Below are 12301 nucleotides of genomic sequence, written 5' to 3' on the forward strand. Positions count from 1 at the left end.
CGGGGAATCATTGCCTTTAAAGCGTGCTGAACAGCGGAAAGATCCCCATCAGCAAAGCGGCGAGCATTATGCACAGGCAGACCAGCACTGCCCACTTGAGGGTGAAGCGCTGATGGTCGCCAAACTCGATGCCGGCCAGGGCCACCAACAGGTAGGTCGAGGGTACCAGCGGGCTGAGCAGGTGCACCGGTTGGCCGACGATCGACGCCCGGGCCATTTCCACGGCGGTGATGCCGTAGTGGCTGGCGGCTTCGGCCAGTACCGGCAGTACGCCGTAGTAGAAGGCATCGTTGGACATGAAGAAAGTGAACGGCATGCTCACCAGCGCGGTGATCACCGCGAGGTACGGCCCCAGTGCTTCCGGGATCACCGCCAGCAGGCTCTTGGACATGGCGTCGACCATGCCGGTGCCCGACAGGATGCCGGTGAAGATGCCCGCCGCGAAGATCAGTCCGACCACCGCCAGCACGCTGCCGGCGTGGGCCGCGACCCGGTCCTTCTGCTGCTGCAGGCAGGGATAGTTGACGATCATGGCGATACTGAAGGCCACCATGAACAGCACCGGCAGCGGCAACAGGCCAGCGATCAGCGTGCACATCAGGGCGAAGGTCAGGGCGCCGTTGAACCAGATCAGCTTGGGCCGGCGGGCATCCGGGTACTGCGACACACTGATTTCGCTGTGGTCGATCTCGTCGCCGGCCAGGTGCAGTTCACCCAGGCGCGCACGTTCGCGCTTGCCGTACAGGTAGGCGATCAGCAGGATCGCCACCACGCCGGCCAGCATCGCCGGGATCATTGGTACGAAAATGTCCGAGGGGTCCACGTGCAGGGCACTGGCGGCCCGGGCGGTGGGGCCGCCCCAGGGGGTCATGTTCATCACCCCGCCGGCGAGGATGATCAGCCCGGCCATGATGCGCGGGCTCATGCCGATGCGGCTGTACAGCGGCAGCATGGCGGCCACGCAGATCATGTAGGTGGTGGCGCCGTCACCGTCCAGGGACACCACCAGAGCCAGCACGGCGGTGCCCACCGATACCTTCAGCGGGTCGCCCTTGACCAGCTTGAGGATCTTGCGCACGGCCGGGTCGAACAGCCCGGAGTCGATCATCAGGGCGAAATACAGAATGGCGAACATCAGCATCACGCCGGTGGGCGCCAGCTTGGTGATGCCTTCGAGCATCATCGGGCCGATTTTCGGCGCAAAACCGCCGAACAGGGCGAACAGGATCGGTACGATGATCAGCGCAATCAGCGCCGACAGGCGCTTGGTCATGATCAGGAACATGAACGTGATGACCATGGCAAAGCCAAGGAAAGTCAGCATGGGAATACTCCAGGCGTAGCGCGGCTAGGGAATGGCGAACCGGGTGGGATCAGCGCAGAACGGCAAGCACGAGGCGTACGGGAGGAGTTGCAGCGAACAGGCGGGTACGAGCGGACATCAGAATCACCATTGTTGTTGTTAATAGGGCCGGGAGCGCGAGAAACGCCCGCTGTGGCCAACCGGTCTGTTGCCGGTAGTGGAGGCGATGCTAATCGGGGAAGCTTTCAGCCAGCTTTCGCCGTTGAAAGGAAACGCGGGATGTTCCGGCAGGCGACCAGCGGACTAAAGTGACGGGCATTGGCCCACGGGAGGAATGCACATGAGTGAGTTGCACAGCGGAGGCTGCCATTGCGGGCGGCTGCGCTATCAGTTCAGCGGGCCGCTGCGGGATATCGCCCACTGCCATTGCTCGATCTGCCGCCGGGTCAGTGGCGGCCTGGTGACCACCTGGATCACCCTGCCCGCCTCGGCGTTCACCTGGCTGGAGGGGGTTCCCGCTCGCTACGACTCATCTGCAAGTTGTGCGCGCTATTTCTGCGGCAACTGTGGTGCTCACCTGGCGTTGGTTACCCACCTGAGCCCGGACAGCATCGATGTCACCATTGCCACCCTGGACCACCCGGAGCTGGCGCCGGCGGACCGGCACATCTGGATCGACAGCCGGTTGCCTTGGCTGCATCTGGATGAGCACTTGCCAGGGGAATCGGAGGAAACATTGTAGGAGGCTTCTTCGCCGGCAAGTCGGCTCCTACGGGTGGGTTGTCGGAGCCGGCTTGCCGGCGAAGCGTTCAAGGCAGCTCCAACCCACCCGCCGCCTTGTGCAGAGCCCTTAGATGCTCGCCCACCCGCTTCAAGTTGGCCTCGTTGGCGGCTATCTCGGCGGCCCGTTGCGGCTCCAGCAGGGCCCGCACTTCCTTGTCCAGTTCACCGGTCAAGGATTGCAGCTGCTTTTGCCGCTCGCTGCTTTCGGACTCCAGGCGCTGCCATTCACCCGGTTGCGGCAAGCCATAGCCGCTGCTGCCCAGCAGTTCCGCCGGGCGGCTGAGGAAGCCGCTGTTGGCGAGAATCTCCTGCAAGGTCTTGTTGGCCTTTTCCATGCCGCCGTTCTGCAGTTCGCGAGCGCCCAGGTAGCGCTGCTTGACCTCGTCCTGGGCCAGCAGCAGTTGCCGGCGATAGCTGGCCTGCTCCAGCAGCAGCAAGGCGGCGCTGGTGCGCAGGTCGGCTTGGTCGAACCAGCGCTGGCGCTCCTCGGCGCTCAGCGACAGCCAGTCTTCGACGCTGGCCTGCTTGATCGGCAGGTGTTTTTTGATCACCTCGAACATAGCCTGGTAGCGATCGCGGAAGGAGTCGAAGCGGTAGCCCAGGCGCAGTGCCTCGCGTGGGTCGTCGAGCACGCTGGTGTCTGCCAGTCCCCTGCCCTTGAGCACTTCCAGCAAGCCGTTGGGCATGATGCTGTCGAGGCCGATCAGTTGCTTGTTGTTGCTGCCGCTGCGCAGCAGCTTGAGGCTCTCCACCGCGCAGTTGTTGGACAGGAAGTAATAGTTGCCGTCGTAGCTCCAGTGCATTTCCGCGGCATGCTCCACCACCTCCTCGATCTCGCTGCGCGACAGTTTCAAGGGCACCGAGGCCAGGCTGCGCAGTTCGGTCTTGGTGTATTCGTCGATGACTTGCGACAGCGGCAGGACAAACAGTCGCGACGGGTACTTGCCCACCAGGCCGTCCCAGCTGGACAGCTGCACGTCGCCGACAAAGGCGCGGTAGGACAGCACCAGGTGCTGGTCCAGGTCCAGGCGGCAATCCGGCCCACGGGGACGACCCGGGGCGCAGATCACCAGGCGCAGCATGCTGTGGCCCCAGCGACTGACCCAGTTCTGGTTGGCTTCGGCCAGCAGGTAGTCCACCGCGTAGACCCGCTCCGGGTCCACCTTGCCCAGCGGCGTCTTGGCGAAGTCGTTGCCGGCATTGAGGAAGGCGAAGGACTGGGCGCAGTTGTCCCTAGCGGCCGGGGCCCAGCCGAAATGCTCCTGGTAATAGCGGTACAGCGCCGGGCGGCGGCACGCGTAGCTTGGGTCGAGGAGGAAGTACTCCATGTTCACCGCGACGAATTCCTTCGGGTTGGTGATCTCGTAGAGGTCCGGGCTGCGGGCGATCTGGCGGTTGTGTTGCTCGCGTTCTCCGCGGCGCCCGACATATTGCGGCCAGCCGGCCAGGTCCAGCAGGCGCGGGTCATCGCTGAGGGTGAAGCGCCGGTCGTTCTGGCCGCGGCATTCATCCGGCAGGCCGATCAGGCCGGAAGTGCTGTTCTTGCGGGTACAGCGCTGGATCAGGCTGCGTTCGGCACTGGGCCAGAGACGCGCGCGATCGTAAATGTGGGTCAGTTCGTGGAGCACCGTGGCGAGCATTTCCCGACGCACAGTGCCATGGGGGCGGCTGGTTTTCTGGGTGGCGGCGGAACCGTCGGTCAGGCTTGGCAGCAGGGCGCGATTGAGGTCTAGCGCCGATACCAGGGAGGCCGCGCCATAGGCGTTGTCGGGCATCTGGTCGGTCCAGCCGACATCGATGGTGCGGTCCAGTTGCTGGATGAAGCGCGGCGGCAGTGCCTGCATCGCTTCATCCAGCAGTGCCTGGCTGGCGTGTTGTTGCGCGGGGCTCAAGCCGTCGGTCTTGAGGCGCAATTTCAGGTCGGCCTGGGCGGTGCCGCAGAGCAGTGCCAGGGCCCCGGCCAGCAGCCAGGCGAGGACGGGTTTCACAGAGCGAGGATGGCTTCGGCGAGGACCTGATCGCTGGCGTCGCGGGCTTCCGGCAACTGGGTGCGCAGGGCCGTGAACGCCGCTTCCAATTGGGCGCCACGGATATCGCCATTGCTGGCGACGAAGCTGGCGGCATCGTCATGGGCTTCACGCACGACTTTGGAGTCGCGGATCGAGGTGGTGGTGTCCGAGGTGAAATCGATCGTGCGGCCGGAGGCACGGACGATGATGTTACTGGTGGCCACCAGGGTGTGTGCCTGGGCCACGTCGGCCAACAACAGCAGGCCAAGGGTGGCGGCAATCAGCGGGCTACGCATGGAACGACTCCGGAATAACAGGGGTGACTATTGGACGAGAATTGCCTGCGCCAGTTCAAGGTCGCTGGCATGAAGTTTTGCCCGGTGGTGCCGCAGATAGTTCAGGGCTGACTCCAGGCGCGCGCCACGCAGTTGGCCGTCGGTTGCCACGAAGGCGGCGGCGTCATCTTGGGCGGCGAGCAGCAGTTTATGGTCGAAGGGCGCCGAGGTCACCTGGCTTGTGGCGTATACGGTGACGACCGAGCTTTGGGTGGTCAGGTCGAATGCCTGTGCCGAGCCGGCCCCACAGACGGCGATGAATACTGGAACAAAAAGCGAAATCCGCAACAAACCCATGAGTCTCGACAGCTGAAAAACAGCGCCAAGGCTAGCGTAATGGTCCGGACAGGGCCAGCGCAGAGGGTTTCAGGTGCGTAGGCGCACCTGAAATCTTCGTTCAGATCGCCAGGATTGCCTGGGCCAGCTGTGCGTCAGTGGCCTGCAGTTGGGGGGCCTGTTGGCGAATGTGGTCGAAGGCGCTTTCCAGTTTTACTCCACGAATGGCGCCGTCGGTGGCGACGAAACTGGCGGCGTCATCCCGAGCGGCGCGCACGATCTTGTTGTCGCGCAGGGAGGAGGTGGCGTCTGAGGTGGCGTCGGTGGTGGCCTTGAGGGCACCGACGATGGCATCGGTGGTCACGATCAGGCTGGTGGCGTTGGCATTGGCGGCCAGGGTCAGCAATGCGGTAGCGCCGAGCAGGCGAAGACGGAACATAAGGAACTCCTGTAAATGGACAGACAGATAAAGGGCGCTGAGTGAGACACCGGGCAGCCACTGCGAGGTGCTGTGTCTGATTGTTCTGACGTAGCCAGAGCGAAAATCGCTACGTCGCTGCAGATATTAGGCTGAGCTGTTGCATTCGCACAGCGTTGTCTCAGGCCTCAGCGCCAAAAGGGCTTGTGCAGTTCTGCTGCCCTTTCGCCATGACTGATGCCGCTGTCCGAGAGTTGTCGTTCATCCATCTGTGCCAGCAACTGGCGGGTGCGGGCCCGCTCCAGCATCTTGGCGAGGGTGGTGATGCAGCGCTTGAAGGCCGTGCTGTGTGGGGTTGCCTGAAGGTCGGTGCCGGGTTTGCCAGAGCATGAGTCCATGGTGCTTTCCTCCTTGAGCAGCCGAGTGATGGGCGTGCTGCAGCACCATGTTGCGACGGCTGGAGACAGCCATACAGATACACCAGGATAAAATTGTACTGGTTAATTGTTGTGTTTTATAAAACTGTACCTGTCGCAATCAACTTGGCTGTATTTGTGCCGCGTACAGTTTTTCCAGGCCTGAACGACAAGACCCGTCGCGGTTTCCCGCGACGGGTCTTGTGTGTGCAATTCGGGGTGCTGGCGGTGGACCCGGTGGGTCAGAGCCAGCGACGCTGAGTTAGCGCCAGAATGGCTTGCTCAGCTCTTCGTAGCGTTGTGCTTCGCTGATCCCAGCATCGGCCAGCAGACGCGAATCCAGGCGAGCCAGTTGGTGGCGGCTGGAGATGCGGCGCTGCCACAGCATCAGGTTGGCGATAACGCGCAGAGGCAGGGAAGCCTGGGTTTTTGCAGCTTTGTCTTCGAAGAACAGTTCGGAACTGAGTGTACGTTCCATGGTTGACATCCTTCCGCTTGTGGCGGGATCAGGTAGTGGTTTAACTGGTGCCCATGATCCTCTTCCCGCGCAAGACTCTGTAGATACAGTTCACCTGTATTGTGAGGGACCAGTTAACTGTTTATATGGGCTGTACTGTTCCGAAAAGGCGCAACTGTACCTGTAAGCACCTTTTTGGTGCATTTTTGCGCTTTAGAGTGAGGAGGTGATGGTTTTAGGCGGGGAAAATACCGGTACAGCAGTACAGTTTTTGACGGTCTTTGGCGGGTGGTCGGTCAGCTGACGAAACTGTGTTTGCGTCAGCTGCCAACTGTATCAATCACTCGGCGAGCATTTTCCCGGTTTCTTCCAGGTTGATGTGCCAGCTCAGGGCATCACGCAGGATGTGCGGTGTGTGGCCACCCAGGGCACAGGCCTTGGTGAAGTAGTCGTTCAGTGCATCGCGGTAGGACGGGTGCACGCAGTTGTCGATGATCACCCGGGCCCGTTCACGTGGCGCCAGGCCGCGCAGGTCGGCCAGGCCGATCTCGGTGACCAGGATGTCGACGTCATGCTCGGTGTGGTCCACGTGGCTGACCATCGGCACCACGCTGGAAATCGCCCCGCCCTTGGCAATCGACTTGGTGACGAAGATCGCCAGGTGCGCGTTGCGTGCGAAGTCGCCGGAGCCGCCGATGCCGTTCATCATCCGCGTGCCGCAGACATGGGTGGAGTTGACGTTGCCGTAGATGTCGAACTCCAGCGCGGTGTTGATGCCGATGATGCCCAGGCGGCGCACCACCTCCGGATGGTTGGAGATTTCCTGCGGGCGCAGCACCAGCTTGTCCTTGTAGCGCTCCAGGTTGCCGAATACATCGGCGTTGCGCCGGCTCGACAAGGTGATGGAGCTGCCCGAGGCGAAGCTCAGCTTGCCGGCGTCGATCAGGTCGAAGGTCGAGTCCTGCAGTACTTCGGAGTACATGGTCAGGTTCTCGAACGGCGACTCGATCAGGCCGCACATCACCGCGTTGGCAATGTTGCCGATACCGGCCTGCAGCGGGCCGAGCTTGTTGCTCATGCGCCCGGCATCCACTTCCTGCTTGAGGAAGTCGATCAGGTGATTGGCGATGCCCTGGGTTTCGCTATCCGGGGTGGAGACGGTGGAGGGCGAGTCGGACTGGTTGGTGATGACGATGGCGACGATCTTTTCCGCCGGGATCGGAATCGCCGTGCTGCCGATACGATCGTCGACTTTCACCAGGGGAATCGGTGTACGGGTCGGGCGATAGGTCGGGATATAGATGTCGTGCAGACCTTCCAGGTTCGGGTTGTGCGCCAGGTTGATCTCGACGATCACCTGCTTGGCGAAAATCGCGAAGCTGGCGGAGTTGCCCACCGAGGTGGTGGGCACGATATGACCCTGTTCGGTGATGGCAACCGCCTCGATCACCGCGATGTCCGGCAGCTTGAGCTGCTGGTTGCGCAACTGTTCGACGGTTTCCGACAGGTGCTGATCGATGAACATCACTTCGCCGGCGTTGATCGCCTTGCGCAGTGTGCTGTCGACCTGGAACGGCATGCGCCGGGCCAGGACCCCAGCCTCGGTGAGTTGCTTGTCCAGGTCGTTGCCCAGGCTGGCGCCGGTCATCAAGCTGATTTTCAGTGGCGCCACCTTGGCCCGTTCGGCCAGGGCGTGAGGCACGGCCTTGGCTTCACCGGCGCGGGTGAAGCCGCTCATGCCGACGGTCATGCCGTCCTCAATCAGAGCGGCAGCGTCGGCGGCGCTCATCACCTTATCCAACAACGAAGGCAAGCGGATACGATCACGGTACATGGATTGTTATCTCGGGCAACGGAAGCAAGAAGCGCAGTCTAGTGATTTCAAAAAAAAACACCGCGCGACAAAGGTCGAATGAAAGGTCCTGATCTAGAGCCTTCTGTCGGCTTTATGAGATCAATAAAAAACCCCAGCCTACTAAAGGCTGAGGTTTTGGGTATTGCGCTACAGCAGCTTTATTCGACGGCTTTGACCATGTCTTCGATGACCTTCTTCGCGTCGCCGAACACCATCATGGTCTTGTCCAGGTAGAACAGTTCGTTGTCCAGGCCGGCGTAGCCGCTGGCCATGGAGCGCTTGTTGACGATGATGGTCTTGGCCTTGAAGGCTTCGAGGATCGGCATGCCGGCGATAGGCGACTTCGGATCGTTCTTCGCCGCCGGGTTGACCACGTCGTTGGCACCCAGTACCAGCACCACATCGGCCTGGCCGAACTCGGAGTTGATGTCCTCCATCTCGAACACTTGGTCGTAAGGCACCTCTGCCTCGGCCAGCAGCACGTTCATGTGCCCGGGCATGCGCCCCGCTACCGGGTGGATCGCGTATTTCACGGTCACGCCGCGATGCACCAGCTTCTCGGTCAGCTCCTTGAGCGCGTGCTGGGCCCGGGCTACTGCCAGGCCGTAACCGGGAACGATGATCACGGTGTCGGCGTTGGTCAGCAGGAAGGTCGCATCGTCCGCCGAGCCGGATTTCACCGGGCGGGCTTCTTGTGCCCCGGCCGGGCCGCCGGCATCGGCACTGTTGCCGAAACCGCCGAGCAGCACGTTGAAGAACGAACGGTTCATCGCCTTGCACATGATGTACGAGAGGATCGCGCCGCTGGAGCCCACTAGCGAGCCGGCGATGATCAGCATCGAGTTGTTCAGCGAGAAACCGATCCCTGCCGCAGCCCAGCCCGAGTAGCTGTTGAGCATCGACACCACCACCGGCATGTCGGCGCCGCCGATCGGGATGATTATCAGCACGCCCATGACGAAGGCCAGGGCCAGCATCAGGGCGAACGCGCCGAGGTTGCCGGTGGCCATGAAGGTCACGCCCAGGCCAAGGGTGGCCAGGCCCAGCACCAGGTTGAGCTTGTGCTGGCCGGCGAACTGTACCGGTGCGCCCTGGAACAGGCGGAACTTGTACTTGCCCGAAAGCTTGCCGAAGGCGATCACCGAACCGGAGAAGGTGATGGCACCGATGGCAGCGCCGAGGAACAGCTCCAGGCGGTTACCAGCAGGGATCGCGTCGCCCAGGTGTTTGACGATGCCCAGGGACTGGGGCTCGACCACGGCGGCAATGGCAATGAATACCGCTGCCAGGCCGATCATGCTGTGCATGAAGGCCACCAGTTCCGGCATCTTGGTCATTTCTACGCGCTTGGCCATGATCGAGCCGGCGGTGCCGCCGATCAGCAGGCCGACGATGACGTAGCCGATACCGGCGGTCGCCAGTTCCGCGCCCAGCTTATAAATGAGGCCAATGGTGGTCAGTACCGCCAGGGCCATGCCCAGCATGCCGAACAGGTTGCCGCGTCGTGACGTGGTCGGGTGCGAAAGCCCCTTGAGCGCCTGGATAAAGCACACCGAGGCGATCAGATAGAGGGTTGTTACCAGGTTCATGCTCATTATTTCTGCACCTCTTCTTTCACGGCTTTGGGCGCTTTTTTCTTGAACATTTCCAGCATGCGACGGGTTACCAGGAAGCCACCGAACACGTTCACCGCGGCCAGGGCCACGGCCAGGGTGCCCATGGTCTTGCCCAGCGGGGTCACGGTCAGGGCGGCAGCCAGCATGGCGCCGACGATGACGATTGCGGAAATGGCGTTGGTCACTGCCATCAGGGGGGTGTGCAGTGCGGGTGTGACGTTCCAGACCACGTGGTAACCGACATAGATCGCCAGCACGAAGATGATCAGGTTGTAGATACCGGGGGAGATAAGCTCTTCCATCGTCTGAATCCCTGCTTAGGCGTTTTTACGGATGACTTGGCCGTCGCGGCACATCAGGCACGCGGCGACGATGTCGTCTTCTAGGTTGACTTCGAACTGCCCTTCTTTGGTGAAGACAAGCTTCAGGAAGTCCAGCAGGTTGCGCGCGTACAGCGCCGAGGCGTCGGCGGCGACCGCGCCGGCCAGGTTGGTCGGGCCAACGATGGTCACGCCGTTTTCCACCACCACCTGGTCCGCTACGGTCAGCGGGCAGTTGCCACCCTGGGCGGCTGCCAGGTCGATGACCACCGAGCCGGGCTTCATCTGGGCCACGGTTTCGGCGCTGAGCAAGGTCGGTGCCTTGCGGCCTGGAATCAGTGCGGTGGTGATGACGATATCCGCCTGCTTGGCGCGCTCGTGCACTGCCAGTGCCTGGCGCTGCATCCAGCTGGCCGGCATGGGGCGCGCATAACCGCCGACACCGACGGCGCATTCGCGCTCTTCATCGGTTTCGTAAGGCACGTCGACGAACTTGGCGCCGAGGGATTCGATCTGCTCTTTCACTGCCGGACGCACGTCCGAAGCCTCGATCACTGCCCCCAGGCGCTTGGCTGTGGCGATGGCCTGTAGCCCTGCCACACCGGCGCCGAGAATCAGCACCCGGGCGGCCTTCACCGTACCGGCAGCGGTCATCAGCATCGGCATGAAGCGCGGGTAGTAGTGGGCGGCCAGCAGCACGGCCTTGTAACCGGCGATGTTGGCCTGGGACGACAGCACATCCAGGCTCTGGGCCCGAGAGGTACGTGGCGCCGCTTCCAGGGCGAAGGCGGTAATGCCACGCTCGGCCAGCTTGGCGATGGTTTCATTGCTGAACGGATTGAGCATGCCCACCAGCACGGTGCCGCTCTTGATCAGGGCCAGTTCGCTGTCGTTGGGTGCCACGACCTTGAGAATCAGTTCGGCGCCAAAGGCATCGTTGGCGCTGCCAATGGTGGCTCCTGCCGCTTCATAGGCACTGTCGACCACGCTGGCATTGATGCCCGCGCCGCTTTGCACAGTGACTTTATGACCCTGGCCGATCAGCTTCTTGATGGTTTCCGGGGTTGCAGCAACCCGTGTTTCACCCGTCTGGGTTTCGAGAGGAACACCAATGTGCACGTCAAATCTCCTGCTTGATCTTATTGCTTTCGATCTTTCTTAGAAGGCCAGCGCACTGCGGAGGGTGCGACTGGGGCGGCCGATCAGCACGATCCCGCTGAAATCGCAGCGGGGCGCGGCATTTTGCAGGCGAACTTTGAGGCCTTCAAGGGATTCTGACTAGTGACGGAAAATTAACTACAAGTCACCCCGTGACCGAATGTCGCAAGGGGTGGGGTTAAACCCTTGTAAGCCGTGCCTTTCAAGGCTTTCATCGCTTAAATAAGATTTTTCTCATCCGCTGTGTGAATAGTCTTACATTACTGTCAAATAAACCCTACAAGCCGCGTGGTTAGGCGCTTTTAGGACTATTGTCCGAGGTGTCGGTACAGTCTGTCGAAATGCGACAAATAGTTATATCTGTAGGGCTTTCTATTTTCTGACTACGAGGTCAGCTAATCACTGAAAGCCTTTACCCTTCGAGGTTGTAGCTGTGTGCCTGATTCACCAGCCAATCGCGAAAAGCCCGTAAAGAGGCGGATTCCACCTTGCGCTCGGGAATCATCAGGTAATACGCCTTGATGCTGGTCAGAGCCTGCGGGTTGGCAATGACCAGGCGTCTTTCCGCCAGTTCGCGCTGGATCAGGAAAGCTGGAATCAGCGCGATACCCATGTCGTGCATGGCTGCCTGGGCGAGCATGGAGAATAGCTCGTAGCGCGGGCCTGTCATGTCGCGGGGGACGTTCAACTGCTGTGAGTTGAACCATTGGCGCCAGGCATAGGGGCGGGTGGTCTGTTGCAGCAGGGGCAGTTCGGCAATGGCTTCGGCGCTCAGCTGCTGCCGATCAGCCAACAGGGCCGGGCTGCACACCGGTACCGGGTGCTCGCCCATCAGGCGATGGGACTGGGTGCCGGACCAATCGGCATCACCAAAGTAGATGGCAGCGTCGAAAGGTGTGTCTGCAAACAGGAAGGGGCGCGTGCGGTTGGTCAGGTTGACGGTGACTTCGGGGTGTTGCTGCTGGAAATCCTTGAGGCGCGGCAGCAGCCACTGGGTGCCGAAGGTCGGTACCACCGCCAGCTCGATGACATTGGCGCCCTGTTGCCCCATCACGGAGAGTGTGTCGCGCTCCACCGCATCCAGCTGTGTCGCGACCCGGCGGCTGTAGGAGAGTCCGGCTTCGGTGAGCTTGACGCCTCGCCGCGAGCGTCGGAACAGTTCCACGCCGAGAAACTCCTCCAGGCTGGCGATCTGTCGGCAGACGGCGCCCTGGGTCAGGGAAAGCTCCTGCGCTGCCTTGGTGAAGCTTTCGTGCCGGGCAGCGGCCTCGAAGCTGATCAGGGCGGCGGTGCTGGGGATCTTCCTGCGCATGTACGGCAATCTCACTAATAGAAGCTGTAAAGGGTATTTATGG

13 protein-coding genes are annotated in these 12301 nt (G+C 61.7%); 1 reads left to right on the forward strand and 12 read right to left on the reverse strand.

Annotation, left to right across the window (positions count from 1 at the left end):
- Window positions 1-16: 16 nt before the first annotated feature.
- Entirely contained in the window at window positions 17-1324 is a 1308-nt protein-coding gene (locus BLV47_RS23890) for a CitMHS family transporter (RefSeq protein WP_092318310.1), read from the reverse strand.
- Between the two features lie 319 nt (window positions 1325-1643).
- On the opposite strand from BLV47_RS23890, the gene BLV47_RS23895 reads away from it, so the two are divergent.
- Window positions 1644-2045: a GFA family protein gene (locus BLV47_RS23895; RefSeq protein ID WP_092318313.1), complete on the forward strand. Its 402-nt coding sequence runs from the start codon at window positions 1644-1646 to the stop codon at window positions 2043-2045.
- Between the two features lie 67 nt (window positions 2046-2112).
- On the opposite strand, the gene BLV47_RS23900 is transcribed toward BLV47_RS23895, so the two are convergent.
- The 11 genes from BLV47_RS23900 to BLV47_RS23950 all read right to left on the reverse strand — a co-directional run bounded on the left by BLV47_RS23900 (window position 2113) and on the right by BLV47_RS23950 (window position 12258).
- On the reverse strand, window positions 2113-4074 hold the full coding sequence (locus BLV47_RS23900; protein ID WP_092318316.1) for a DUF7844 domain-containing protein: 1962 nt from the start codon (window positions 4072-4074) through the stop codon (window positions 2113-2115).
- Window positions 4071-4391: a DUF2388 domain-containing protein gene (locus BLV47_RS23905; protein WP_016963715.1), complete on the reverse strand. Its 321-nt coding sequence runs from the start codon at window positions 4389-4391 to the stop codon at window positions 4071-4073. The genes BLV47_RS23900 and BLV47_RS23905 overlap by 4 nt, the downstream gene beginning before the upstream one ends.
- 27 nt (window positions 4392-4418) lie before the next feature.
- Window positions 4419-4727, reverse strand: coding sequence for a DUF2388 domain-containing protein (locus BLV47_RS23910; RefSeq protein ID WP_092318319.1), 309 nt, complete (start codon window positions 4725-4727; stop codon window positions 4419-4421).
- A 100-nt stretch (window positions 4728-4827) separates the two neighbouring features.
- A complete protein-coding gene (locus BLV47_RS23915) occupies window positions 4828-5145 on the reverse strand; it encodes a DUF2388 domain-containing protein (RefSeq protein ID WP_092318323.1) in 318 nt (105 codons plus the stop codon).
- A gap of 167 nt (window positions 5146-5312) precedes the next feature.
- Complete coding sequence (locus tag BLV47_RS23920) at window positions 5313-5522, reverse strand: DUF1127 domain-containing protein (protein ID WP_092318326.1); 210 nt, start codon at window positions 5520-5522, stop codon at window positions 5313-5315.
- Window positions 5523-5802: 280 nt separating this feature from the next.
- The gene (locus BLV47_RS23925) at window positions 5803-6018 is read right to left on the reverse strand and encodes a DUF1127 domain-containing protein (protein WP_003220409.1); all 216 of its coding nucleotides are present in this window, start codon (window positions 6016-6018) and stop codon (window positions 5803-5805) included.
- Window positions 6019-6337: 319 nt separating this feature from the next.
- Window positions 6338-7831: an acetyl-CoA hydrolase/transferase family protein gene (locus tag BLV47_RS23930; protein ID WP_092318329.1), complete on the reverse strand. Its 1494-nt coding sequence runs from the start codon at window positions 7829-7831 to the stop codon at window positions 6338-6340.
- A gap of 179 nt (window positions 7832-8010) precedes the next feature.
- Window positions 8011-9447 (reverse strand): NAD(P)(+) transhydrogenase (Re/Si-specific) subunit beta, encoded by a 1437-nt coding sequence (locus tag BLV47_RS23935; RefSeq protein WP_092318332.1) that lies wholly within the window; start codon window positions 9445-9447, stop codon window positions 8011-8013.
- Entirely contained in the window at window positions 9447-9770 is a 324-nt protein-coding gene (locus BLV47_RS23940; protein WP_005783507.1) for an NAD(P) transhydrogenase subunit alpha part 2, read from the reverse strand. The genes BLV47_RS23935 and BLV47_RS23940 overlap by 1 nt, the downstream gene beginning before the upstream one ends.
- Before the next feature lie 15 nt (window positions 9771-9785).
- Entirely contained in the window at window positions 9786-10907 is a 1122-nt protein-coding gene (locus tag BLV47_RS23945; RefSeq protein WP_092318335.1) for a Re/Si-specific NAD(P)(+) transhydrogenase subunit alpha, read from the reverse strand.
- Window positions 10908-11358: 451 nt separating this feature from the next.
- On the reverse strand, window positions 11359-12258 hold the full coding sequence (locus BLV47_RS23950; protein WP_092318338.1) for a LysR family transcriptional regulator: 900 nt from the start codon (window positions 12256-12258) through the stop codon (window positions 11359-11361).
- Window positions 12259-12301: the final 43 nt, after the last annotated feature.

The sequence above is a fragment of the Pseudomonas saponiphila genome (assembly GCF_900105185.1).
GTDB lineage: Bacteria > Pseudomonadota > Gammaproteobacteria > Pseudomonadales > Pseudomonadaceae > Aquipseudomonas > Aquipseudomonas saponiphila.